The sequence below is a fragment of the Bradyrhizobium symbiodeficiens genome, assembly GCF_002266465.3.
GTDB lineage: Bacteria > Pseudomonadota > Alphaproteobacteria > Rhizobiales > Xanthobacteraceae > Bradyrhizobium > Bradyrhizobium symbiodeficiens.
Genome location: NZ_CP029427.2, coordinates 3,204,523 through 3,229,783, shown reverse-complemented (window position 1 = coordinate 3,229,783; position 25,261 = coordinate 3,204,523). Strand labels below are relative to the sequence as shown.

Here is a 25,261-nt window from a genome sequence, read left to right as displayed (position 1 = left end):
AGCCTCTATGCGCGAAGGACGTGGATGCTCGGGACGAGCCCGGGCACGACGATGTGGCAACAGCGCGCTTTATCCTCGCCTACGCCACGGCCTGCTCGCGCGGCTGGGTGATCGCAATGTGCTGGCAGTGTGCAATCGGCGTCGTGCCGTTGGCGACGACGAGTGCGTCGAGCTCGACGAAGCGGTGGCCCTTCTTCTCGTAGTTGGCGGTGACTTTGGCGCGCGCGGTGATCTCGTCGCCGGCGCGTGCGGCGGACAAGAGCTGCATGCGGCTGCCGACGTGGATCCACGGGCCCAGAATGGTGTTGTCCACCAGCACGCGGTTCATGACGCGCTGGATCAGGCCGGGATGGCCGAGTCCCTCGCGTGCGAAGATCGGATCGGTCTCCCTGATGTCGGCGAGATAGTCCGACGCATCCTGCCCGGCCCAGCGGCGCGCCGCCGTACCTAGCCATTTGCCCATCTCGAACGTTGTCGCGCTGACCGGCTTGCGCTCGGCTACAGCCGCGACCTCGACAAAGTCGTTCAGCGACACCGCCGGCGCGGCGGCGGGCAGCGAGGCCGTACCGGTCGCGCAGAGCTCGGTGCGGCTGAACACCTCGATGGTGAGCAGGCCATTATGCTCGGTCGCATCAACATCGGCGGTTTCGCCGTCATAGACCGGTTTGATGAAGCGCGCCTCGATCAGCCCGCGCTCAAGGAAATCCCGGCCCCACCGCGCAATCGGCACATGCATCATATAAGCGAAGACGTCGACACCCGGGACCAGCCCGCCGGAAAAGCCGAAGCGGCGTGCCACCGTATCGTCATGCATCTTGTTTTCGGACTGCTTGGCGGTGTTGTAGGCCTCGACGCGCCAGGTTTCGAGCCGGTTCGGCATGGGGTCATCTTCCCTGTTCTTGTTGTTTCGGAGCCGATCGTAGGCCCCGGGGAACAGCGGTCAATCCCCTCGCCTTTGCGGCCCGGATGGGGTACCACGCGGCGGAATGACCGAGACCCCCACCCGCATCTATGTCGACGCCGACGCCTGTCCCGTGAAGGACGAGATTTACCGCGTCGCGCTCCGGCACGGCGTGCCCGTGAGCGTGGTCGCCGGCAATTTCATCCGCGTGCCACAGGATCCGCTGATCGAGCGCATCGCGGCCGGCGCCGGCATGGACGCCGCCGACGACTGGATCGCCGAGCGCGCCAAGGCCGGCGATGTGGTCATCACCTCTGACATCCCGCTGGCGAGCCGCTGCGTCAAGGCCGGCGCCGACGTGATGGCGCCGAACGGCAAGCCGTTTACCGAGGAGTCGATCGGCATGACGCTGGCGGTGCGCAATCTGATGACGGACCTGCGCTCGGCGGGCGAGGTCACCGGCGGCCCGCGCTCGTTCTCTCCGCGCGACCGTTCCGCTTTCCTCTCGGCGCTCGACCAGACGCTGCGCCGGATCCAGCGCCGCCGCGCCGATCAGGCCGCAACACATCAAGGCTGATCATGGCGCCCCCGCTGATCCAACTGAAAGACATCAGGCTGACCTTTGGCGGCACGCCGCTGCTGTCAGGCGTCGAGCTCAACGTCGCGCCGTCCGAACGCGTCTGTTTGATCGGCCGCAACGGCTCCGGCAAATCGACACTGCTGAAGATCGCGGCCGGCCTCGTCGAACCCGACGGCGGCACACGCTTCGTGCAACCGGGCGCAACCGTGCGCTATCTTCCGCAGGAGCCTGACTTCGGCGAGCACAAAACCACGCTGGCCTATGTCGAGTCCGGGCTCGCGCCCGGCGACGACCAGCACCAGGCGCGCTATCTGCTGGAGCAGCTCGGGCTGACCGGCGAGGAGAACCCGCATAATCTCTCCGGTGGCGAGGCGCGCCGCGCGGCACTGGCCTTTGTGCTGGCGCCCTCGCCCGACATTTTGCTGCTGGACGAGCCGACCAACCACCTCGATCTCGCGACGATCGAGTGGCTGGAGCAGGAGCTGGACAGCCGCCGCAGCGCGCTGGTGATCATCAGCCATGACCGCCGCTTCCTCACCAACCTCTCGCGCTCCACCGCCTGGCTCGATCGCGGCAGAATCAAGCAGATCGACCGCGGCTTCGCCTCGTTCGAGAGCTGGCGCGACGAGGTGCTGGCGGAAGAAGAGCGCGACCAGCACAAGCTCGACCGCAAGATCGTCGACGAGGAGCACTGGCTGCGCCACGGCGTCTCCGGCCGGCGCAAGCGCAACGTCAAGCGTCTCGGCAATCTGCATGCGCTGCGCGACCAGCGGCGCAACTATCGCGGCACGGCCGGCAGCGCCAGTCTCGCGGCGGCCGAAGCGGAGCAATCCGGCAAGCTGGTGATCGAGGCAAAGGGCGTCAGCAAGGCCTATGGCGACCGCATCATCGTCGACAATTTCTCCACCCGCATCCAGCGCGGCGACCGGCTCGGCATCATCGGCCCGAACGGCGCCGGCAAGACCACGCTGGTCAATTTGCTCACCGGCGCCATGCAACCGGATTCCGGCACGATCCGCCTCGGCGCCAATCTGGAGGTCGCGACGCTGGATCAGCACCGCGAAAGCCTCGATCCCAAATCGACGCTGGCGGAAGCGCTGACCGGTGGCCGTGGTGACCAGATCATGGTCGGCGGCAAGCCCAAGCATGTCGTCGGTTACATGAAGGACTTCTTGTTTGCGCAGGAGCAGCGCGGCACGCCGGTGGAGGTGCTCTCGGGCGGCGAGCGCGGCCGGCTGATGCTGGCGCGCGCGCTGGCCAAGCCGTCGAATCTGCTGGTGCTGGACGAGCCGACCAACGACCTCGATCTCGAAACGCTCGACGTGCTCGAGGACATGCTCGGCGATTACGAAGGCACGGTCATCCTGATCAGCCATGACCGCGACTTTCTCGACCGCGTCGTCACCTCCGTGATCGCGCCCGAAGGCAACGGCAAATGGGTCGAATATGCCGGCGGCTACAGCGACATGCTGATCCAGCGCGGCGCCGACCTCAAGCGCGAGGCGCCGAAGGCGCAAGCGGCCGCGGACAAGAAGGACCAGCGCGCCGCAGCCCCCGCACCCGCCTCGAAGCGCAAGCTGAGCTTCAACGAGAAGCATGCGCTGGAGACACTGCCGAAGAGGATGGAAACGCTGCAAGCCGATATTGCCAAGCTGCAGCGGGTGCTCGACGATCCCAAACTTTATACCAAGGATCGCAAGAAATTCGACGATACCTCCGCCGCTATCGCCAAGGCGCATGAGGAATTGTCCGCCGCCGAAGAGCGCTGGCTCGAACTTGAAATGCTTCGCGAAGAAATCGAACAGGCCTGACCCATGACAACCACCCTCGCCGCCAAGATCGCCCGCGAATACGGCACGCCCTGCGCCGTCATCGACATGGACAAGGTCGAGCGCAACATCGCGCGAATCCAGAAAGCCTGCGACGACGCCGGCATCGCCAACCGTCCCCACATCAAGACACACAAGAACCCGACGCTCGCGAAGATGCAGCTCGCGGCCGGCGCCAAGGGCATCACCTGCCAGAAGATCGGCGAGGCCGAGATCATGGCCAATGCCGGCATCGACGACATCCTGATCAGCTACAACCTCCTTGGCGAAGAGAAGATGGCGCGGCTCGGCGCGTTGAATGCCAAAGCCAACATGACGGTGGCCGCCGACAATTCCACCGTCGTCGCCGGCCTGCCCCGGGCCGCCGCGGCGTCGGGCCGTCCGCTCTCGGTCGTGGTCGAATGCGACACCGGCCGCAAACGCGCCGGCGTCGAGACGCCGGCAGAAGCCATCGCACTGGCGCGCGAGATCACCGCATCGAAGGGGCTGCAATTCGCCGGCTTCATGATGTACCCGACCGAGACCGGCTGGGGCGACGCCCAAAAATTCTACGACGAGGCGCTGGCCGGCCTGCGCGCGCACGGGCTGGACGCACAAATCGTCTCGACCGGCGGCACGCCGAACCTCAAGAATATCGGCAAGCTCAAGGGCGGTACCGAGCACCGCTTCGGCACCTACATCTACAACGACCGCATGCAGGTCGCGGCCGGCTCGGCCTCCTGGGACGACTGCGCGCTGCACATCTATTCGACCGTCGTGAGCCGCGCCGCACCCGAGCGCGGAATTCTCGATGCCGGCTCGAAGACGCTGACGACGGATACCGGTGGCCTCGACGGTCACGGCCTGATCCTCGAGCACCCCGAAGCCAAGATCGCGAAATTCGCCGAGGAGCACGGCTTCCTCGATCTCTCCCGCAGCAACACGCGGCCCAATGTCGGCGACGTCGTGCGCATCGTGCCCAATCACGTCTGCGTCGTCGTCAACATGATGGACGAGGTGGTGATGGTGCGAGGCGAAGAGATCATCGGCACGCTGCCGGTGGCGGCACGGGGGAAGTTGCGGTAAGCGTCGATCTGGTAGGGTGGGTTAGCCGCAGGCGTAACCCACCACTTCTCTCGATGCAGATACAGACGTGGTGGGTTACGCTTCACTAACCCACTCTACGACTTGGCGAGCCACACCAGCGAGCCCCTGCCCGCGGCAGCCCCCGTCGCGAACGACGCCTGCAACAGATACCCACCTGTCGGTGCCTCCCAGTCCAGCATCTCGCCGGCGGCGAAAACGCCGGGCAGCTTGCGCAGCATGAAGTGCTCGTCGAGTTCGTCGAAGGCAATTCCGCCCGCAGTCGAGATCGCACGCTCGATCGGCGCGACGCCGGCGAGCTGGACCGGGATTGCATTCACCAGATGCGCAAGCTCCGCCGGCGAGAACGCGGCCAGCGGCCGGCCGGACGCAAGCGCGGCCTCCTGCATCAGGCCGATGCCAACCGGTGACAATTGCGCCGCCTTGCGCAGGAAGTTCGCGAGCGATTGCTTGCCGCGCGTGCCCGATAGCCGCGCGGTCAGAGCGGCGGCGTCGAGGTCGGGCCGGAGTGCGATCGCAAGCCGCGCCTGCCCAAGACCCAGCACTGCCTCGCGCAGCTCCGCCGACAGCGCGTAGATCGCGCCGCCTTCGATGCCGCTGCGGGTGATCATGGCTTCGCCCCGCACCGTGTGCGCGCCGATCGTCAGCGCAACGCCCTTGAGCGGCTGGCCTTCGAAGCGGTCGCGGAACACGTCGGACCACGCGACCGTAAAGCCGGAATTGGCCGGCCGAAGCTTTGAGATGGTCGCCCCCTTCGCGGCAAGGATGTCGGCCCAGCCGCCATCCGATCCGAGCCGCGGCCAGCTTGCACCGCCAAGCGCCAGCACGGTCGCATTGGCAACAACGGGCGCCACGCCTTCAGGCGTTCGAAACAGCAGCCGTCCCTCACCGTCCCACCCGGTCCAGCGATGGCGAAATGCAAACCGCACGCCGCTCGCATCGAGCCGCCGCAGCCAGGCGCGCAGCAGGGGCGAAGCCTTGAACGCTTTTGGAAACACCCGCCCGCTGGTGCCGACGAAGGTCGGCTCACCCAACGCTTCGCTCCACGCGCGCAGCGCGTCGGGCGAAAACGCCTCGATCGCCGCCTGCAGCTTGGGCGCCGCCTCGCGATAGCGCGCCATGAATTGGGCGAGCTGCTCGCTGTGGGTGAGATTGAGCCCGCCCCGGCCCGCCATCAGGAATTTGCGGCCGGCCGACGGCATCGCGTCATAGACGGTAACGCGGGCACCGCCCTGCGCCAGCACCTCCGCCGCCATCAGCCCGGCGGGACCGGCACCGATGACGGCAACGTCAGTCAGAGCTTGATCCCCGCCCTCGCCGCGGCCTGGGCCACGTATTTCTGCGTCTGCTCGAACGCGCCCTGCAATGCCTTGGCGTTGGACATGTCGCTGATCTCGGCGAAATGCGCGGCGACCGCATCCGGCGTCCATTCGGATTCCGGCAGGTTGATGCCTTCGCTCTCCAGGATCTTGATCACGGCGAAGGACCCGGCGCCGGCGCCCATGATGGTGCGGGTCGGCGCATCCTCGCTCAGCATGTACTCGACCGCGGGCGTGATCGCGTTCGGCTTCATCAGTTGCAGCGCCTGCGGCGGCAGCAGCTCTTCCGTCATGCGGGTCGCCGCCGTCGGCGAGATGATGTTGACGCGGATATCGTTCTTGCGGCCCTCTTCCGCGAGCACGTTCATCAGGCCGACCATGCCGGACTTCGCCGCGCCGTAATTGGCCTGGCCAAAATTGCCGTAGAGGCCGGAGGACGACGTCGTCAGCACGATGCGGCCGTAATTGCGGTCGCGCATGCCGGCCCAGGCCGCCTTGCAGCAATAGAAGGTGCCGACGAGATGCACGTCGAGCACCTTCTGGAAATCGGCCGCTTCCATCTTGCCGAACGACTTGTCGCGCAGGATGCCGGCATTGGCGCACATCAAATCGACGCTGCCCCATTCCTTGGTGGCGCGCTCGACCATGGCGGTGACCTGCTCGAAATTCGAGACGTCGGCGCCGTCGGCCATCGCGGTGCCGCCGGCTTTGCGGATTTCCTCGACCACGGTCTCCGCCGGCGACAGCGAACCGCCGGTGCCGTCACGCGCGCCGCCGAAATCGTTGACGACGACCTTGGCGCCGCGGCTGGCCAGCCCCAGCGCATGCGCCTTGCCGAGACCATTGCCCGCGCCGGTGACGATGGCGACGCGTCCGTCGAACCTGATTGCCATGAGTGTGCTTCCTGGATGCTATTTCGTCGTGGCCGGGCTTGACCCGGCCATCCATCAATCGACTGCTTTTGAGCAGCGATGGGTTGCCGGGTCAAGCCCGGCAACGACAGGCGGTATCAGGCGAAATAGATCAACCCGAGCCAATCCGCAACAAGCGCCGGCTTGTCCTCGCCTTCGATCTCCACCGTGACGTTGGTGCGGGACTGCAACTCGTTCGGCTTGCGCAGCTTGGCTTCGGCCAGCACGAAACGGCCGCGGACGCGCTTGCCCGAGCGGACCGGCGAGACGAAGCGCAGCTTGTCGAAGCCGTAATTGACGCCCATCGTGGTACCCGCAATCGCCGGCATCACTTCGTAGGACATCACCGACAGCATCGACATCGTCAGGAAACCGTGCGCGATGGTGGTGCCGAACGCCGTCTCCTTCGCCCTCTCGGGATCGACGTGGATGAACTGGTGATCCTCGGTCACGTCGGCATAGGTGTCGATGCGGGGCTGATCCATCAGGTGCCACGACGACACGCCGATCTCCTTGCCGACCATGGCCTGATAGGCCTGAAGCGTGATCGGCGGCTTCTTCCAGATTTCGTTCACTTAGGTCTCACTCCGTGTTTTCGGCAGTTCGGGAAAATCCTCTTCCCGGAATTCGCGGCCGCGCAGGGGATCCTCGCGGTCGCCGTCGCGCTCGAGCCGCCGCAACTGAACGCGCCGGATCTTTCCTGAGATCGTCTTCGGCAGCTCGGTGACGATCTCAAGGCGGCGGATGCGCTTGAACGGCGCAAGCCGCGCATGCAGATGCTGGAAAATCGACAGCGCGGTCTCCGGCGTCCGCTCCGCGCCCGAGGTCAGCAGCACGAACGCCTTGGGGATCGCGAGCCGGATCGGATCCGGGCTCGGCACCACCGCGGCTTCCGCAACCAGTTCGTGCTCCAGCAGCACACTCTCCAGCTCGAACGGGCTGATGCGATAATCCGACGACTTGAACACGTCGTCGGAACGGCCGACGAAGGTAAGATAGCCCTCGTCATCTTCGAACACGACATCGCCGCTGCGATAGAGCTCGCCTTCGGCGCCGGAGAGCTTGCCGTCGTCGCTTTGATAGCCCTGCATCAGGCCGGCGGGCCGCTCGGTGCCGAGCACCAGCGTGACCTCGCCTTCCCTCGCCTTGTTGCCGTCGGCGTCGCTGATCTGCACGCGATAGCCCGGCAGCGGCCGGCCCATCGAGCCGATCTTGATCTTCTGGCCCGGCGAGTTGCCGGCCAGTGCCGTGGTTTCGGTCTGGCCGTAGCCGTCGCGGATGGTGAGCCCCCAGGCCGCCCGTACCTGGTCGATCACTTCAGGGTTCAACGGCTCGCCGGCGCCGCAGACCTCGCGCAAGGCCACCTTGAAGGACGCCAGGTTCTCCTGGATGAACAGCCGCCACACGGTCGGCGGCGCGCACAGCGTGGTGACGCTACAGCGGCCGATGGTGGCGAGCAGGCCCTTCGCATCGAAGCGCGGCTGGTTGACCACGAACACGGTGGCGCCCGCATTCCACGGTGCGAAAAAACAGCTCCAGGCATGCTTGGCCCAGCCGGGCGACGAGATGTTGAGATGGACGTCGCCGGGTTTCAACCCGATCCAGTACATGGTCGAGAGATGCCCGACGGGATAACTGCGCTGGCTGTGCCGGACGAGTTTTGGTTTTGCCGTCGTCCCCGAGGTGAAATAGAGCAGCATCGGATCGTCGGCATTGGTCGGGCCATCGGCGGTAAAACTCTCGGAGGCCTTTGCGGCCTCATCGTAGGAGAGCCATCCGTCATGGGCCGCGCCGACCACGATGCGGACGATATTCTCCGCACCGAGGCTTGCAAATTTCGCGACCTGGTCCTCGGCCGCCACCACGGCCTTCGCCTTGCCGCGATCAAGCCGGTCGCGCAGCTCATCGGCAGTGAGCAGCGTGGTCGCGGGAATCACGACGACGCCGAGCTTCATCGCCGCCAGCATCGTCTCCCATAGCGGAACCACATTGCCGAGCAGCAGCAGGAGATGATCGCCGCGCTTAAGGCCCTGCGTGCGAAGGAAATTCGCCACCTGGTTCGAGCGCTTCGAGAGCGCCGCAAAGGACAGTTTGGTCTGGCGATCCTGCGCGGCGTCGACAATCCAGAGTGCCGGCCGGTCCTTGGCTTCGGCGTCCTTCGCCAGCTCGTCGAACCAGTCGAGCGCCCAGTTGAAGGGAACCGGATCCGGCCAGCGGAATCCTTTGACCGCGGCCTCGTAATCCGTGCGGTGCTTGAGCAGAAACGCGCGCGCGTCCTGAAATGTCGTCATGTTCCGGGCCCGTCGAATTGATGTTCGAGCGTAGCCCGGATGGAGCGAAGCGCAATCCGGGCTACGAAGCCTCGCTATTGCCCAGCGAGGTTGCGAACGTGCTTGATAATTCCGGAAAAATCCACCCCGCCTTGGCCGGCTGCGTCGAAAGACTGATAGATCTCCTGCGCATGCTTGCCGAGCGGGGTCGCCGCGCCCGCGGCCTTGGCGGCGTCCTGCGCCAGCGTCAGATCCTTCACCATCAGCGCGGAAGCAAAACCCGGCTTGTAGTCGTTGTTGGCGGGCGAAGTCGGCACCGGGCCCGGCACCGGGCAATAGGTCGTCAGCGACCAGCACTGGCCCGACGAGGTCGAGGCGACGTCGAACAGTGCCTGATGCGAGAGCCCGAGCTTCTCAGCCAGTGCAAACGCCTCGCTCACCGCGATCATGGAGATGCCGAGGATCATGTTGTTGCAGATCTTGGCCGCCTGCCCCGCGCCGGCGCCGCCGCAATGCACGATCTTCTTGCCCATGTTCTCCAGCACCGGCTTGGCCGCCGCGAATGCCTTCTCCTCGCCGCCGCACATGAAGGTGAGCGTCGCGCCCTTGGCGCCGCCGGTGCCGCCGGAGACCGGCGCGTCGACCGAGAGCACGCCGTGCTTGGCGGCGAGCGCATGCGCGGCCCTCGCGCTCTCCACGTCGATGGTGGAACTGTCGATGATCAGCGCGCCCTTGGTCATCGCGGGAAGGATGTCGCTCCAGACGCCGAGCACATGCTTGCCTGCGGGAAGCATGGTGACGACGACATCGGCGCCCTTCACCGCGCCCGCGGCGCTGTCGGCGATGCCGGCACCATCGGCCTTGGCCTGATTGCGCGAGGCTTCGACGAGATCGAACGCCACCACCTTGTGGCCCGCCTTGACCAGATTGGCGGCCATCGGGCCGCCCATGTTGCCGAGACCGATGAATGCGATCGTGGCCATTGTCGTTTCCTCCGCTTCAATCGTTGCTTAGTTGAACTTCAGCTCGTCGGCACCGATCCCGGCGAGATACGGCGCAAGCATCTCTGGCGTCACGTCCTCGATCCGCGGCGGCGACCAGACCGGATTGCGATCCTTGTCGATCACGGCCGCACGCACGCCCTCGCGGAAATCGTCGCTGCGGAACACTTCGAGCGCGGCGCGATATTCGCGCGCCAGGCACTCCTCCAGGTTCGACGCGGTGCGCGCCAGCCGCAGCAGTTTCAGCGTCACCACCATGCCGCGCGGCGATTTTTCGTTGAGCGTCTTCAGGGTCGCCAAAGCGAACTCCGAGCCGTCACGTTTCAGCGCGGCAAAAATGTCTTCCATGCGGTCGAAGCCGAACAATGCGTCGATCATCGCCTGCCGTGCCGCAACCGGACCGGCGGCATCGCCCGTCGCGAAACTGTTGATGAGCTTGCTGACATCGGCCGCGGTCGCTGCCGGACCAACCTTCGTCAGCGCCTCGCGCAACTCCGGCCATTTGGCTACGGGAACCACGGCATCGGCGAACTTCGCATGGATTGCATCGGGCCCATTCATGGTCTGGCCGGTGAGGCCGAAATAGGTGCCGATCTCGCCGGGCGAGCGCGACAGCAGCCAGGTGCCGCCGACATCAGGGAAGAAGCCGAGGCCGACCTCGGGCATCGCGAGCTTGGTGCGATCGGTGACGATGCGGTGGCTGGCATGAGCTGAGAGCCCGACGCCGCCGCCCATGACGATACCGTCCATGAACGCGATATACGGCTTTGGGAATTTCTTGATCCGGGCATTGAGGATGTATTCCTCGCGCCACAGGATCTTGCCGAGATCGCCATTGGCTTTCGAGCTCTCCCAGAGCGTCCGAATGTCACCGCCGGCACACAGGCCACGCTCGCCGGCGCCTTCCAGCACGATCAATGCGACGGCGGGATCGGCCTCGAAGCGGTCGAGCGCCTTGTCGATGTCGCGAAACATCTCCAGCGTCACGGCGTTGATGGCCTTCGGACGGTTGAGCCTGATGATGCCAGCCGCGCCCTCGACGCGGGCGACCAGATCGCCCTCTTCCACCGAATTCATCGCGCGCCCTCGATCAGCTTGCGCGCCACGATCAGCCGCATGATTTCATTGGTGCCTTCGAGAATCTGGTGCACGCGCAGATCGCGCACGATCTTCTCGATGCCGTATTCGCTGAGATAGCCGTAGCCGCCGTGGAGCTGCAGCGCATGGTTGGCGACCTCGAAACCGACGTCGGTGCCGAAACGTTTTGCCATCGCGCACAGCATGGTGGCGTCGGGGTCCTTGCGGTCCAGCGCCGCCGCGGCACGCCAGAGGAAAGTGCGTGCGGCCTCGAGCTCAATCGCCATGTCGGCAAGGCGGAATTGCAGCGCCTGGAATTCGTCGAGGCGCTTTCCAAACGCCTTACGCTCCTTCACATAGGCGAGCGCCTTGTCGAGCGCGGTCTGGGCGCCGCCGATCGAACAGGCCGTGATGTTGAGCCGGCCGCCGTCGAGGCCGGCCATCGCGATCTTGAAGCCGACGCCCTCTTCGCTGAGGCGATTGGCGACCGGCACACGGGCATTCTCGAATATCACAGCGCGGGTCGGCTGCGCGTTCCAGCCCATTTTCCGCTCATTGGCGCCATAGGTGACGCCCGGAGTCTTGCCGTCGATGACGAGGGTCGAGATGCCGCCCGGGCCATCGCCGCCGGTGCGCACCATCGCGACCAGCAGATCCGTGCCGCCGGCGCCGGAGATGAACTGCTTCTGGCCGTTGAGCACGTAATGCTCGCCATCGCGCACCGCGCGGGTGCGCAGCGCGGCCGCATCGGAGCCCGCGCCCGGCTCGGTTAGGCAGTAGCTGGCGATCAGCTCCATGGTGCAGAGCTTCGGCAGCCATGTGTGGCGCTGGGTGTCGCTGCCATAGGCATCGATCATCCAGCTCGCCATGTTGTGAATGGAGATGAAGGCCGAAGTGGTCGGACAGGCCGTCGCCAGCGCCTCGAAGATCAGCGCCGCGTCGAACCGCGTCATCGCGGATCCCCCGACATCCTCGTGAATGTAGATGCCGCCCATGCCGAGCGTCGCAGCTTCGCGCATCACGTCGACGGGGAAATGCTTCTCCTCGTCCCAGCGCAGCGCATGCGGCGCAATCTTTTCCGCCGCAAACGCCAGCGCCATGTCGCGAATTGCGATCTGATCCTCGTTCAGAGCGAATTGCATCCCGGCCTCGCTCTTGAGAGGATCACTTCATCAGCGGGATCGAGAACTCCGCACCTTCCTTGACGCCGGACGGCCAGCGCGAGGTCACCGTCTTGGTCTTGGTGTAGAAGCGGACCGAATCCGGGCCGTGCTGGTTGAGATCGCCGAAGCCGGACTTCTTCCAGCCGCCGAAGGTGTAATAGGCGATCGGCACCGGGATCGGCACGTTGATGCCGACCATGCCGACATTGACCTTGGCCGCGAAATCGCGCGCGGCGTCGCCGTCGCGGGTGAAGATGGCAACGCCGTTGCCGTAATCATGCTCGGACGGCAGCGCCAGCGCTTCCTTGTAGTCGTGCGCGCGCACGACCGAGAGCACCGGGCCGAAGATCTCTTCCTTGTAGATCCGCATGTCCTTGGTGACGTTATCGAACAGCGAGCCGCCGAGATAGAAGCCGTTCTCGTAGCCCTGCATCTTGAAGCCGCGGCCGTCGACGGCGAGCGTGGCGCCTTCCTTGATGCCGATGTCGATGTAGCCCTTGACCTTCTCGACCGCTTCGCGCGTCACCAGCGGACCGTAATCGGCGGACGGATCGATCGAGGTGCCGATCTTGAGCGACTCGACGCGCGGGATCAGCTTTTCCATGAGACGGTCGGCGGTGGACTTGCCGACGGGGACCGCGACGGAGACGGCCATGCAGCGCTCGCCGGCCGAACCGTAACCTGCGCCGATCAGAGCATCCACGGCCTGGTCCATGTCGGCGTCAGGCATGATGATGGCGTGGTTCTTGGCGCCGCCAAAACACTGGCAGCGCTTGCCGGTCTGGGCGGCGCGCTCATAGATGTACTGCGCGATCGGCGTGGAGCCGACGAAGCCGATCGCCTTGATATCGGGGTCGTCGAGGATCGCGTCGACGGCTTCCTTGTCGCCGTTGACGACGTTGAGGATGCCGGCAGGCAGGCCCGCCTCGATCATCAGTTCGGCAAGCATCATCGGCACGCCGGGATCGCGCTCCGAGGGCTTCAGGATGAAGGCGTTGCCGCAGGCGATGGCGGGCGCGAACTTCCACATCGGAATCATCGCCGGGAAGTTGAACGGCGTGATGCCGGCGACGACGCCGAGCGCCTGGCGCATCGAATAAATGTCGATGCCGGGACCGGCGCCCTCGGTGTATTCGCCCTTCATCAGATGCGGGATACCGCAGGCGAACTCGGCGACCTCGAGGCCGCGCTGGATGTCGCCCTTGGCGTCCGGAACGGTCTTGCCGTGCTCGCGGGCGAGCAGCTCGGCCAGCTTGTCATAATCACGCTGAACCAGCTCGACGAATTTCATCATGACGCGGGCGCGGCGCTGCGGGTTGGTCGCGGCCCATTCCGGCTGTGCGGCGCGCGCGTTCTCGACGGCGGCGCGGACTTCGGCCTTGGACGCCAGCGCCACCTTGGCCTGGACGTCACCGGTCATCGGCTCGAAAACGTCGGCGGTGCGGCCCGAGGTGCCCTTGACTTCCTTGCCACCGATGAAATGTCCGACTGAACGCATGGAATGCTCTCCTTAAGGCCTGATCCGCTTTGACAAATCCTATCGACCTGCATTTTATAGGATTCAAGTCCGAGATAATGCACCATAGATGTGCGAAAATGCTGGATCAAGGCGCTATCGATTGGGACGACTTTCGCTTCGTGCTGGCCATCGTGCGGGGCGGCTCGGTCTCGGCTGCGGCAAAACAGCTTGGGGTCGACCATGCCACGGTGATCCGCCGCGTCGACCGGCTGGAAAAGCACCTTTCGGCCAAACTATTTGACCGGCGCAAGACCGGCTACCTCCTCACCGAGGCCGGCCAGCGCGTCGCCGACAGCGCGGAAGCGATGGAATCGACCATCGTCGCCAACCAGGAGCAGGTCGGCGGCTCGGTGGCACGGCTGACCGGCACGGTCCGGATCGGCGCCCCCGACGGATTCGGCACCGCTTTCCTGGCGCCGCGGCTGGCACCCTTCGCCGACCGGTATCCCGATCTCGATCTGCAACTTGTGGCCACCGCGCGGCTGTTCAGTCTCTCCAAGCGCGAGGCCGATATCGCCATCAGCCTGACCATGCCGAAGGAAGGCCGCATCGTCGGCCGCAAGCTGCTCGACTACCGTCTCGGCCTGTACGCCGCCCCCACCTACCTGGACCGCTTCCCGGCGATCACCTCGCGCGAGGTGCTGCCGCAGCATCGCTTCGTCGGCTACATCGAGGAGCTCCTGTTCACGCCGGAGCTCGATTATCTGCCGCAGGTCTCGCCGCGGATCTCGGCTCGCTTCCGCAGCGCCAATCTGATCGCGCAGCTCAATGCCACGCTCTCAGGCTTCGGCATCGCGGTGCTGCCGCATTTCATGGCGGATGATTATCCGCAGCTCGTCCCCGTGCTGCCCGAGGAGATCTCGATCACACGGACATTCTGGATGCTGATGCACGCCGACAGCAAGGATCTGGCGCGGATACGCGCGGTGGCCGACTACATCGGCGAGATCGTCGAGCGTGAACGGGCTCTATTTGCGGGGCGGTCAACACCGGTCTCGTAGGGTGGGCCAAGCGTAGCGTGCCCACCTCCTCTATCCATCGAGACAGATGGTGGGCTCGGCGCAATCGCGCCTTTGCCCACCCTACGGCAGCACCTCGCCTAGGTCTTCGCCTTCTTCACCGCCGGCGCCTTCGGCTCGCGCTTCACGCAATCCAGCGCGCTGTCCCGGCCCACCTTCAACACCTCGTCGGAGAGCTCGCTCGACCCAGCGATGCGCGCCAGCAACATGGTGCCGGCCATCGTCGCCAACGTCGCAACCGCCTGCTTGCGGGCGGCCTTGCGCGGCACGTTCGGGATGTTGTCCGCCAGCATCTCGATCATCTCGTCGAGCTTGCCGGCAAATGCCTTTCGCGCCTTGGGGCTCTCGCGGGCGATCTCGGCACCGAGCGTGGGAATCGAGCAGCCATGGCCGGGATTGTCGCGATGCAGTGTCGACAGGTAGGCGTCCGCAATCATCGCCAGTCGCTTGTCCGGCGACACCTCGTCCGTGAGCTTGCGCCAGTGCTCCATCGAGCGGTCCATCGCATAACCGAACGCCTCGATTACCAGCGCCTCGCGGGAATCGAAATGCGCATAGAACCCGCCATGGGTCAGGCCCGCCTCCTTCATGAGGTCGGCGACGCCGATGCCATGGGCGCCCTTTTCGCGCAGCCGCACCGAGGCCTTCTTCACGATGCGGTCGTGGGTTTCCTGCTTGTGTTCGGGGGAGTAGCGCATGCAGTTCTCATTGAATGTCGAGGGTCATCTCATAACACGCAAATGACGAAACGGGTGCATTAATTCATGTTAAGTTGCTTCCGATCATGGAAAACGTTGCAGTTGCATGCACCGCAAGGCCTCCCTTGCCGTCCCGGACGAAGCCTTCGGTATAGCTGGTCTGCCGTCCGAGCTTGATCACCTTGCCTTCGGCCGAGATCAGGCCCGAGCGAACCGAGAGCGGACGCAGGAAGGTCATTTTCAGGTCGAGCGTCACAGAGCTCTGCCCCGCTTCCAGCCGGGTCGAGATCGCGCATCCCATCGCGGTGTCGATCAGTGCCGCCGCCGTCGCCCCATGCAGGAGGCCGATGGTATTTTCGAGATCCTCGCGCGGTTCCAGTTCCATGACGATCCGGCCCGGCTCGACAACCGCCATGGTGAAGCCGATCAGTTTCGCAAAAGGCGGCGGCGGCAGCCGGCCGTCGCGAATGCCCAGCATCGCGTCCATGCCCGACAGGCCCATCGCCACTTTCGCGACCGGCGCCGGCACCTGCCAGTCCACCACGCGCTCACGCCGCTGCGCGGGCGAAAACAGATCGAATTGGTCGCGTTCAGTCATGGGACCCCTTTTGATATGATCTATATCATACTATGCCGCGGACTTCGCACTTGCAACTCGCCTCCCCACCCGCTTGACAACAAGGACGTTTCGGCCCGGAAGTGGCACCGACCCGCGCGCCTCGCGCCGGTCCACGAAACCTTCGAGATGCCACGATGGAAATGCTCAACCCCCACTGCGGCGTGACGCGCGATGCGCGCGGTGTCGTTCAAGTCGTAATCTGCAACGCCGGCCCGCTCAACATTCTCGGCTCGCCGGTGACCGACGCTGTGCGCGAAGGCCTGCAGCAGCTTGCATCCGACCGCAGCATCCGCGTCGTGGTGCTGCGCGGTCAGAGCGAGAAGAGCATGATCGGCGGCGCCGACATCAAGGAGATGGCCAAGCTCGACCAACGATCCGCCGAAGCCTTCATCAGCCGCCTGCGCGATCTCTGCGAGGCCGTACGTCAATTCCCAGCACCCGTGATCGCGCGCATGCCCGGCTGGTGCCTCGGCGGTGGGCTCGAGGTCGCCGCCGCCTGCGATTTCCGGATTGCCGCGCATGATGCGCATTTCGGCATGCCGGAGGTACGCGTCGGCATCCCCTCGGTGATCCACGCGGCGCTCCTGCCTCGCCTGATCGGCTGGGCCCGCGCGCGCTGGCTGGTGATGACGGCGGAAAATATCGACGCAGCCACCGCACTCGCCTGGGGACTGATCGACAAGGTCGCCCCGGCGGGCGAACTGGACGCCGCCGTCGAGCATCTGGTGAACACGCTGCTCGACTGCGGCCCCGAAGCGCTGCGCTCGCAGAAGGCGCTGCTGCGGCAATGGGAGGAGCTGCCGCTGACGGAGTCGGTGAATCTGAGCGTGAAAGTGTTCGGCGAGTCGTTCCTGACGGACGAGCCGACGCGGCTGATGGGCGCCTTCGTGAACAGGAAGAAATAGGGCCGCTCCTTCAAGCGCACGACCAAATCTCATCCCACCCACGACAATTTCTCATCCCTGGCGCGGGTTGCATTTTTTGCGCCGCATCATATGATGGTCATAATCTTATACCTCATCGCCAAGGGAGCTCCATCATGGCCGAAGCCGCCGATCCCGTCGTCATCGTTTCCGCCGCCCGTACCCCGCTCGGCCGCTTCATGGGCGAGCTGTCGCCGCTCCCCGCGCACAAGCTTGGATCGCATGTGATCGGCGCCGCGCTGGAGCGCGCGAGGCTGGCGCCGGAGAAGGTCGACGAGGTCTTCATGGGCTGCGTGCTGCCGGCAGGACAAGGCCAGGCGCCGGCGCGGCAGGCGGCACGCGCGGCCGGGCTGCCCGACGCCACCGGCGCGACCACCGTCAACAAGGTCTGCGGTTCCGGGATGAAAGCGACCATGCTGGCGCACGACATCATCCGTGCCGGCTCGGCCGAGATCGTGGTCTCCGGCGGCATGGAGAGCATGAGCAACGCGCCGTATCTGCTGGCCAAGGCACGCGGCGGCTATCGCGTCGGTCACGACCGCATCATCGACCACATGATGATGGACGGCCTCGAGGACGCCTACGAGACCGGCCGTTCGATGGGCGATTTCGGCGAGGCCACCGCGGAGGCCTATCAGTTCACCCGCGAGGACCAGGACGCCTATGCGATGGAGACGCTCAGCCGCGCCCGCAAGGCCGTCGAGGGCGGCGCGTTCAAGGCCGAGATCGCGCCGATCACGCTCGCGGAGAAGGCTGGTCCCCGCATCGTCGCCAATGACGAGCATCCGCTGAAAGTCGATCCGGCCAAGATCCCCGGCCTCAAGCCGGCATTCCGCGCCAACGGCACCATCACGCCGGCCGCGTCCTCCGCCAATGCCGACGGCGCGGCAGCGCTCGTTCTGACGAAGCGCTCGGCTGCCGATCGGGGCGGCCTGCCCGTTCTCGCGGAGATCAAGGGCCACGCCACTCACAGCCAGGAGCCGCAATGGTTCACCACGGCGCCGATACCGGCGATTCGCAAGCTGCTCGACAAGATCGGCTGGACCGCCTCCGACGTCGACCTGTTCGAGATCAACGAGGCGTTCGCCGTGGTGGCGATGGCGGCGCAGCGTGACCTCGGCATTCCCCGCGACAAGCTCAACATCAATGGCGGCGCCTGCGCGCTCGGCCATCCCATCGGCGCCACCGGCGCGCGGCTGATCGTGACGCTGCTGCATGCGCTCGAGGCGCAGAACCTCAAACGCGGTATCGCCGCGCTCTGCATCGGCGGCGGCGAAGCCACGGCGATCGCGGTGGAGCGGCTGGTGCGCTGATCCGCTTGTCCGAAATAGAGGGAAGTCTGTCATTTCAGACTTCCCTTGTTCATGCCAGATTGCAACGATGAATCGGGTCCCTCGGGCCCGCCAACCCACATTGAGGCCCAATGATCTCGAACTGGCTCGCGGCAGCATTGTCCCGCCGCAACATCCACTATGGCTGGGTGATGGTCGGCGTCACCTTCCTCACCGCGCTCATCAGCGCGGGCACGGTTGGCGCGCCCGGCGTGTTCATCATTCCCTTGCAGAAGGAGTTCGGCTGGAGCACGGCGGAGATCTCCTCCGCGCTGTCGATCCGTTTCATCCTGTTCGGGCTGATGGCGCCGTTCGCCGCCGCCCTGCTCAACCGCTACGGCCTGCGCAACGTCACCCTGCTGGCCCAGCTTATCGTCGTCTCGGCGCTGCTCGCCTCGCTCGGCATGACGCAGGTCTGGCAGCTCGTCGCACTCTGGGGCGTTGTGATCGGCATCGGCACCGGCATGACCGCGCTGGTGCTGGGCGCCACGATTGCCACGCGCTGGTTCGCCGGGCGGCGCGGTCTCGTCGTCGGCATTTTGACCGCGAGCGTCGCCACCGGCCAGCTCGTGTTCCTGCCGCTGCTTGCAAGCCTGACCGAGCGCTACGGCTGGCGGCTGGCGCTCGGCTTCGTCTGCATCGCGCTTGGCGTTTCGGCACTGGGTGTCCTGCTCCTCATGCGCGACCGTCCGAGCGATGTCGGCCTGCGCCCCTTCGGCGACGAGGGCACCGAGCCCCTGCCCGCCCCGCCCGTGAACCATGGCTCGATCACGGGCGTGGCGCTCGGCACGCTGCGCGATGCGTCGAAGTCCAGCGCGTTCTGGATCCTGTTCGCGACCTTCTTCGTCTGCGGCGCTTCCACCAACGGTCTCGTCCAGGTGCATCTGATTCCGATGTGCCTCGACTTCGGTATCCCGCAGGTGCAGGCCGCCAGCCTGCTCGCGGCGATGGGCATCTTCGACTTCTTCGGCACCATCATGTCGGGCTGGCTGTCGGACCGCTACGACAACCGCTATCTCCTGTTCTGGTACTACGGCCTGCGCGGGCTCTCGTTGATCTTCCTTCCCTTCAGCGATTTCTCGTTCTACGGCCTGTCGATCTTCGCGATGTTCTACGGTCTCGACTGGATCGCGACGGTGCCGCCGACGGTGCGCCTCACCGCGCAGAAATTCGGGCCCGAGCGCGCCAATCTGGTGTTCGGCTGGATCTTTGCCGGCCATCAGCTCGGCGCCGGAACCGCCGCGTTCGGTGCCGGATTGTCGCGTACGGTCTATCAAAGCTACCTGCCCGCATTCTTCATCGCCGGTGCGCTCTGCGTGTTCGCCTCGCTGATCGTGCTGACGCTCTCGCGGCAACCGAAGCTACAGCGAGCGGCGGCCTCGACCTAGTACCTGATTGTAGTGGTGACGCCGAACACCGCGGCGTCACCGATCCGCGAGACACCGGTCGGATCGTTCGGATTCGGGATGCCGCCGGACGGACGGAACACATATTGGAAGTAAGGCGCGATCAGCCAGCCCGGCTTGATGTGCGCCTCGTAGATCATCTCGATCAGCGTCTCGTTGCTGCGCACCGGGCTCCGGATGCCGGTGAAGGCCTGCGTATCGACGTCGAGATTGCGCGCGGCGTTCGAGATCCGCATGTACGCCATGGCGACGCCGAAGCGGTCGAGCGGACGGCCCGGCGTGAAGCCGACGAAGCCGATACCGCCGTCCAGATAGAGGTCGATCAGATTGCGGTCCGGCGGGCTGTAGGCGATGCGGCCGAACGCAGTGATGCCGGGGAGCGAGGCCGACGTGCTGGTCTCGGTGACCTCAGGCGGGCGATAGAGCACCTGCTCGATCACGGCGAAGATGCCGTAATTGCCGCGAAGCTTTGCGGGAATGCCGCTGCCGCCGCCATCGGCGATCGACATCCCCTCCGCCATCAAGCGCTGGCTGTCGAACGAGCCGTAGTGCTTCCACGCGCCCGGCGTGACATTGCCGGCGAGCGGGCGGCCGCCGATATCGATGTCGTAATTGAAGCGGACTTGCCCGATCATCCACGGCGGATCGTTGATACGGAATGCCAGGCCATGATGGTCGCGCAGCTGCGGATCGATATCGCCCGGCCCTGACGGATCGCCGTTGAACACCGCGCCGAACACGGTGATCTTGTCGGTCAGCGCCGCCTTGATGCGAATGCCCGGCACCGCGATCGGCGGCGCCGGGCCGCCCGCAGGAAGGCTGTTCGCCTTGATCGCGGGCCAGCCGAAGGTGCCGTTGATGAAGAGATCGTCGGTCTGGCTGTCGAAAAACTCGACGTCGGCGGCTTGCTGGCCGGCTCGGATGTTCAGACGGTCATTGAAAAGGCTCTGCTCGACATAGGCATTGTAGAGCCGCTGGTCGGGCAGTGATTCGATCTCGCTGATGGTGGCGAGGTTCATCACGTAGTTGCGGCTGAGGCCCTGGCCGTAGATGATGAAGGCATTGGCGTAGAAGCGGCCGCCGGTCCAGCCGACCAGTCTGTCGAGGTCGGCATCGACCGACATATCGAGCCGGCCGAAATGGACCGCGCCGCGCTTCACGCCGCCGGCGGCGTTGGCGATATTGTCCGCGATATAGGTGACGCCGAAATTCAGTCCCTTGCCGGCAAGGCCGTCGTGCCATGCGTTGAACCATTTCGGAAACAGCCATGCGGCCGCGCTCTCGTCCTTGGCACCCGCGAGCGCGCTCGTCGCCGTGCAGGCCAGCGCAAGCGCGGCCGCCACGGATATTATCGTCCCCCACCTCGCGACCGACATGCGCTACTTGAAGATGCCCGTGCGCCGCATGAAGAGATAGGCCGCAGCTACCGACGAGCCCATCAGCACCGCCGCCCAGAGAAATCCGCTCTCGACCTCGGTCAGCGGCAAGCCCTTGGTGTTCATGCCGAAGATGCCGGTGACCAGCGTCGGCGGCAGCAACAGCGAGGTCACGATCGAGAGGGTGTGGAGATGGCGGTTGCTCTCCTCCTCGTTCTTGAAGCGGAGCTCCTCCTCGAGCAGGCGGCTGCGCTCGCGGAGCTCGACGATGTCGTGATCGAGCCCATCGAGCCGCTGTGCCAGCTTGCCGGCCTGGATCCGCAACGCCGGCGACAGATGATCGGTGTTCTTCTGATCGAGACGGTGAAACAGCGTACGCAATCCGGTGAGCTGCCGGTGTAGCCGCACGCAGGTGCGGCGGAGCCGGCCGAGATTGCGGCGCATCTCCGGCTTGGCGTCGTCGGCCAGGATGCGCTCCTCGATATCGTCGATCTCCTGCCCGAGCTTGTCGGCCATCCGATCCAGCGTGTCGGCGACCTCGTCGACGATCTTTTCGAGCAGATGGGCGACGTTGTCGACGCGGTAGCCGCCTTCGAGCACTCGTCGCGTCGCGTCCGCCGAGCACAGCGCCTGGTGGCGGCCGGAGACCAGCAGATACTCGGTCATGGCAAAGCGCAGGAACGCGGTCTCCTCCGTCGCGCTGTCGATCTCGCGCACGAGGTCGGAGAACACGCCGTAGACGCAGTGGTCGATGACGTGAAGCTGCTGGAAGGTGTCGTTCGACAACAGCAGCTCGCGCGCCAGCGGCGGCAGCTGTGACGCCGCGATCCAGGGCCGCGCCCGCGCGTCAGTCAGGTTGAAATGCAGCCAGAGCCGGCCGTCATGGCTGAACTCGATCGGCCGGTCGATCGGCAGCGCCTCGGCGCTGCCGTCGCTGTGCAGGCGGAAGGCCCAGACCAGGCCGGGAATGGCGGGCTCGGCGTTCGATAATGCGCTGACAAGCTTTGCCGGCTCAGCCATGGCCAACCCCAACCGTCAACAACTGCCCCATTCCGGAAGATGGCTGACGGCATCGTCCGGAGCCCAAGCGGGTACTCAATTACGCCAGTGTTACAGCTTGATGATGCCGCCCTATTCCGCCGCGAGCCCGGTCGCGGCCGCCTCGGCTTGCCTGATGTAGTCGTGGACGACGCGGCCGACGCTGGCGGAGCAAGTTGACGCTCCTCGATCACCAATTCTCTTTCCCACCTGGAGACACACTTCCGCATTCTCGCGGCTCATTTCGCCCGAGCTTTGCTCTCTTCTTTGCGCCCTCTCGTTCAGAAAGGGCGCAGGGAAGGCCGGGCGCCGGCTGGCACCCGCAGTCCCGTGTGCGAACAAGACGCGCACGGGGTGGACCACAGGTGTTGCCGGTCGCCCGGCCTTCCCTGCGCGGATGGTTTTACGGCTTATGTCGCGCTCTCCCCGGGGAGCGATGCACTATTGCCCCCGTCGCCTTGCGGATGACTGATGTATCGACCCGGTTGGGCCGCCACATCACCGCAACACTTGACGCACAGACCCCGGGCGTCAGGACCACACGATTTTGCCGCCGCGCACATCCCCGCCCCTGTCTCCGATGGCTGGCGTGCGCTCGCCACCGGGACCGAACGAGGACGCTGTCAGCGCCGTGTCGTATCGCGCGTGCCGCTGCTCACGGGGATTCCCGCCCTGCAGTCTGCCCAGCGCGCCGACGCCGTCGCGGCCACCGCCTCCCGGCCCGCGTCTCGTGACGATCGCGAAACGCCCCTTTCGGCGGGCGGGATGGGCAAGACATACGGCATATCCGAATTCTTGTAAAGCGAATTTTTGGATTGTCGCCTGCCCAGCCCTCTCCCGGACTCTCCGGAGACAGACGTCACTTCGCGTCCTTGTTCAATTCGATCGCGACCTCCGCCATCCAGGAGCCCGGCGCCTCCATCAGAAAGGATTGCCGGTTGCTCCTGGTCTGGATCGTCACCAGCGCGGCCACCGTGTTCCCCTCTATTCGCGCCTCGATCAATCCGTCCTTGTTGGTACCGTAGACCTTGCCGCCCTGCCGGTACTCGCTCTCGAACCAGTTGCCGGAAAGCTCCGTCCCGCTCTGCTCGATGTTCGCGGACAGGACCATCTTGTACGCATCGCTCGCGCAGCGCAGGTCGAGCGTCAACGACCGCCCCGGCCTGGTGACGTTGTAGGCTACCTTGCAGCGGACCTTCTCACGCGGACCGTCCGACGGCTTCATCGTGCCGATACCCGACCATGCGCCGGCCAGACCGTCGAACACCGGCTCTGCGCACGAGGGGCTGGTGCCGACGAGCACGAGACAGGCCGCGCCGATGCCCATGCGCGCAGCCGAAATCTTCAATCGCATTCTGCCAATCCTGATTCGTGAAGTCTGAGCGCGTCCTACGCCCGGACAGCCGCAGGATGTTGACGAAGATGTTTAGAAACGTTGCTGAGATTGCCTGAACGTTGCCGGGCGGACGCATCAGTCGGAGATGAATCCGACATTGCCGCGGCCGGCTTCCGTCGATCCCGTTCGGCCGCAAATCCCCCGCGGGGATGCACGTCAATCGCATTTTGCCCGTAAACCCTCACCTCCAGGCCTGGCCGCATTTGCCACCGGCGCGAAATTCGAGACATCTTGCCGTTAGACTCCCCGCGCCAAACGTGAACAATAGCTGGGCACGTTACGTGCGCAGTGCACAGCAAGATGCGCCAAGGGGAAACGAAAATGCCGACTGCCTTCCCGTCGTCCGAACCCACCATTCCGACCGCGCCCTTGACCGCCGAGCTGCGCGATGCGCTGCGCGCGGTCGTGGGTGAGAAGGGCCTCATCGAGGACGAGCACGGCAAGCAGCCGTTCGTGACGGATTGGCGGGGATTGCTGGCTGGCAATGCCGGCGCCGTCGTCCGGCCCGGCAGCACCGAGGAAGTCGCGAAAGTGGTCCGGCTTTGCCATCAGCACGGTGTCGCCATCGTACCGCAGGGTGGCAACACCGGCCTGATGGGTGGGGCCACGCCCTGGCCTGCACACACCGGCATCGTATTGTCGCTCGGCCGCATGAACCGCGTGCTGGACGTCGATCCCGTCGGCTATGCCATGACGGTCGAGGCCGGCTGCGTGCTGCAGACGCTTCAGGAGACGGCAAGCCAGCACGACAGGTTCCTGCCGCTCAGCCTCGGCGCCCAGGGCTCGTGCATGATCGGCGGCAATTTGTCGACCAATGCCGGTGGCGTGCAGGTGCTGCGCTACGGCAATGCCCGCAATCTCGTGCTGGGGCTGGAAGTGGTGCTGCCGAGCGGCGAGGTCTGGGACGGATTGCGCGCGCTGAAGAAGGACAACACCGGCTATGACCTCAAGCATCTCTTCATGGGCGCTGAAGGCACGCTCGGCATCATCACCAAGGCCGTGCTCAAGCTTTGGCCGGCGCCGAAGGACGTCTCGACATCGTGGCTGGCGATCCGCGATCCACGCGCGGCCCTGGAGATCCTGTCGGAGGCGCATGCGGCATCCGGAGACAATGTCGGCTCCTGCGAGCTGATGAGCCGCGCCGCCATCGACATGGTGCTGCGCCATATTCCCGGCACCCAGGATCCTCTCAAGGCGAACACGCCATGGTACCTGCTGCTGGAATGGTCGTCCTCGCGGGCGCGCCAGGACGGCGCGGAGGGCATGTCCGAGAAGATGGAGCAGTTTCTCGCCGATCAACTCGAGGCCGGCGGCGTGCTCGATGCGGTGATCGCTCAGACGGTCGGTCAATCGCGCAACATGTGGCGCATCCGCGAAACTGTCGCCGATGCCTCCCGGGCCGAAGGTCCGGGGCTCAGCTTCGATGTGTCGGTGGCCATCTCCCGGATTCCGGAGTTCATCGACAAGGGCATCAGGGACGTGCGCGATATTCTCCCGACCATCAGGCCCTATCCTCTCGGGCACATCGGCGACGGCAATCTGCATTTTTCGTTCATGGGGCCATCAGGCATGGATCAGCAGACGCTGACCCAATACAAGGGCGCCATCACGCGGGCCGTGAACGATCTCGTCACCTCGATGGGCGGCTCGATCTCGGCGGAACACGGCATCGGCATCGACAAGCTCGACGAGCTCAGCCATTACCGCTCGAAGACCGAACTCGACATCATGCGGACCATCAAGCGCGCGCTCGATCCCGAGAACATCATGAATCCCGGCAAGGTGCTCCGGCTGTGATGACG

The 25,261-nt window shown here is 65.3% G+C and carries 22 protein-coding genes; 8 read left to right on the top strand and 14 right to left on the bottom strand.

Annotated features, from left to right (window positions below; all coding sequences use genetic code 11):
* Positions 1-79: 79 nt before the first annotated feature.
* Positions 80-880: a hotdog family protein gene (locus CIT39_RS14720; protein WP_094974604.1), complete on the bottom strand. Its 801-nt coding sequence runs from the start codon at positions 878-880 to the stop codon at positions 80-82.
* A 106-nt stretch (positions 881-986) separates the two neighbouring features.
* Between CIT39_RS14720 and CIT39_RS14715 the strand changes: the two genes are divergently transcribed.
* The 3 genes from CIT39_RS14715 to CIT39_RS14705 are packed head-to-tail and all read left to right on the top strand — an operon-like array spanning position 987 to position 4,375.
* Complete coding sequence (locus CIT39_RS14715) at positions 987-1,478, top strand: YaiI/YqxD family protein (RefSeq protein WP_094974605.1); 492 nt, start codon at positions 987-989, stop codon at positions 1,476-1,478.
* Positions 1,479-1,480: 2 nt separating this feature from the next.
* Entirely contained in the window at positions 1,481-3,292 is a 1,812-nt protein-coding gene (locus tag CIT39_RS14710) for an ABC-F family ATP-binding cassette domain-containing protein (RefSeq protein WP_094974606.1), read from the top strand.
* 3 nt (positions 3,293-3,295) lie between these two features.
* Positions 3,296-4,375 carry a D-TA family PLP-dependent enzyme gene (locus CIT39_RS14705; RefSeq protein WP_094974607.1) on the top strand — a complete coding sequence of 360 codons (1,080 nt, stop codon included), beginning with the start codon at positions 3,296-3,298 and terminating at the stop codon, positions 4,373-4,375.
* Positions 4,376-4,470: 95 nt separating this feature from the next.
* Here the strand turns inward: CIT39_RS14705 and CIT39_RS14700 are convergent, their stop codons facing one another.
* The 8 genes from CIT39_RS14700 to CIT39_RS14665 form a co-directional block, all read right to left on the bottom strand.
* Complete coding sequence (locus CIT39_RS14700) at positions 4,471-5,649, bottom strand: BaiN/RdsA family NAD(P)/FAD-dependent oxidoreductase (protein ID WP_244607581.1); 1,179 nt, start codon at positions 5,647-5,649, stop codon at positions 4,471-4,473.
* Between the two features lie 38 nt (positions 5,650-5,687).
* Positions 5,688-6,605 carry an SDR family NAD(P)-dependent oxidoreductase gene (locus CIT39_RS14695; RefSeq protein ID WP_094974608.1) on the bottom strand — a complete coding sequence of 306 codons (918 nt, stop codon included), beginning with the start codon at positions 6,603-6,605 and terminating at the stop codon, positions 5,688-5,690.
* 116 nt (positions 6,606-6,721) lie between these two features.
* Complete coding sequence (locus CIT39_RS14690) at positions 6,722-7,198, bottom strand: MaoC family dehydratase (protein ID WP_094974609.1); 477 nt, start codon at positions 7,196-7,198, stop codon at positions 6,722-6,724.
* Entirely contained in the window at positions 7,199-8,914 is a 1,716-nt protein-coding gene (locus CIT39_RS14685) for an AMP-binding protein (protein ID WP_094974610.1), read from the bottom strand.
* A 74-nt stretch (positions 8,915-8,988) separates the two neighbouring features.
* Positions 8,989-9,876 carry a 3-hydroxyisobutyrate dehydrogenase gene (gene mmsB / locus CIT39_RS14680; protein ID WP_094974611.1) on the bottom strand — a complete coding sequence of 296 codons (888 nt, stop codon included), beginning with the start codon at positions 9,874-9,876 and terminating at the stop codon, positions 8,989-8,991.
* A gap of 27 nt (positions 9,877-9,903) precedes the next feature.
* Complete coding sequence (locus CIT39_RS14675; protein WP_094974612.1) at positions 9,904-10,971, bottom strand: enoyl-CoA hydratase/isomerase family protein; 1,068 nt, start codon at positions 10,969-10,971, stop codon at positions 9,904-9,906.
* Positions 10,968-12,113: an isobutyryl-CoA dehydrogenase gene (locus CIT39_RS14670; protein ID WP_094974613.1), complete on the bottom strand. Its 1,146-nt coding sequence runs from the start codon at positions 12,111-12,113 to the stop codon at positions 10,968-10,970. Before CIT39_RS14670 ends, CIT39_RS14675 begins: the two co-directional genes overlap by 4 nt.
* A 22-nt stretch (positions 12,114-12,135) precedes the next feature.
* Complete coding sequence (locus tag CIT39_RS14665; RefSeq protein ID WP_094974614.1) at positions 12,136-13,632, bottom strand: CoA-acylating methylmalonate-semialdehyde dehydrogenase; 1,497 nt, start codon at positions 13,630-13,632, stop codon at positions 12,136-12,138.
* Positions 13,633-13,730: 98 nt separating this feature from the next.
* Between CIT39_RS14665 and CIT39_RS14660 the strand changes: the two genes are divergently transcribed.
* Complete coding sequence (locus CIT39_RS14660; protein WP_094974615.1) at positions 13,731-14,654, top strand: LysR family transcriptional regulator; 924 nt, start codon at positions 13,731-13,733, stop codon at positions 14,652-14,654.
* Between the two features lie 98 nt (positions 14,655-14,752).
* Here CIT39_RS14660 and CIT39_RS14655 read toward each other — a convergent pair whose 3' ends face one another.
* A complete protein-coding gene (locus CIT39_RS14655; RefSeq protein ID WP_094974616.1) occupies positions 14,753-15,370 on the bottom strand; it encodes a TetR/AcrR family transcriptional regulator in 618 nt (205 codons plus the stop codon).
* A gap of 64 nt (positions 15,371-15,434) precedes the next feature.
* The gene (locus CIT39_RS14650) at positions 15,435-15,968 is read right to left on the bottom strand and encodes a PaaI family thioesterase (protein WP_094974617.1); all 534 of its coding nucleotides are present in this window, start codon (positions 15,966-15,968) and stop codon (positions 15,435-15,437) included.
* Between the two features lie 155 nt (positions 15,969-16,123).
* Between CIT39_RS14650 and CIT39_RS14645 the strand changes: the two genes are divergently transcribed.
* The 3 genes from CIT39_RS14645 (at position 16,124) to CIT39_RS14635 (ending at position 19,631) form a co-directional block, all read left to right on the top strand.
* Entirely contained in the window at positions 16,124-16,894 is a 771-nt protein-coding gene (locus CIT39_RS14645) for an enoyl-CoA hydratase (RefSeq protein WP_094974618.1), read from the top strand.
* Positions 16,895-17,028: 134 nt separating this feature from the next.
* Positions 17,029-18,225 (top strand): acetyl-CoA C-acyltransferase, encoded by a 1,197-nt coding sequence (locus CIT39_RS14640; protein WP_094974619.1) that lies wholly within the window; start codon positions 17,029-17,031, stop codon positions 18,223-18,225.
* A gap of 110 nt (positions 18,226-18,335) precedes the next feature.
* A complete protein-coding gene (locus CIT39_RS14635) occupies positions 18,336-19,631 on the top strand; it encodes an MFS transporter (RefSeq protein ID WP_094974620.1) in 1,296 nt (431 codons plus the stop codon).
* On the opposite strand, the gene CIT39_RS14630 is transcribed toward CIT39_RS14635, so the two are convergent.
* The 3 genes from CIT39_RS14630 to CIT39_RS14620 all read right to left on the bottom strand — a co-directional run bounded on the left by CIT39_RS14630 (position 19,628) and on the right by CIT39_RS14620 (position 23,417).
* Positions 19,628-21,025 (bottom strand): carbohydrate porin, encoded by a 1,398-nt coding sequence (locus tag CIT39_RS14630; RefSeq protein WP_094974621.1) that lies wholly within the window; start codon positions 21,023-21,025, stop codon positions 19,628-19,630. The genes CIT39_RS14635 and CIT39_RS14630 overlap by 4 nt on opposite strands.
* Before the next feature lie 3 nt (positions 21,026-21,028).
* On the bottom strand, positions 21,029-22,045 hold the full coding sequence (locus CIT39_RS14625) for a transporter (RefSeq protein ID WP_094974622.1): 1,017 nt from the start codon (positions 22,043-22,045) through the stop codon (positions 21,029-21,031).
* Positions 22,046-22,922: 877 nt separating this feature from the next.
* On the bottom strand, positions 22,923-23,417 hold the full coding sequence (locus CIT39_RS14620) for a hypothetical protein (protein ID WP_094974623.1): 495 nt from the start codon (positions 23,415-23,417) through the stop codon (positions 22,923-22,925).
* Positions 23,418-23,780: 363 nt separating this feature from the next.
* On the opposite strand from CIT39_RS14620, the gene CIT39_RS14615 reads away from it, so the two are divergent.
* On the top strand, positions 23,781-25,256 hold the full coding sequence (locus CIT39_RS14615; protein WP_094974624.1) for an FAD-binding oxidoreductase: 1,476 nt from the start codon (positions 23,781-23,783) through the stop codon (positions 25,254-25,256).
* Positions 25,257-25,261 lie beyond the last annotated feature (5 nt).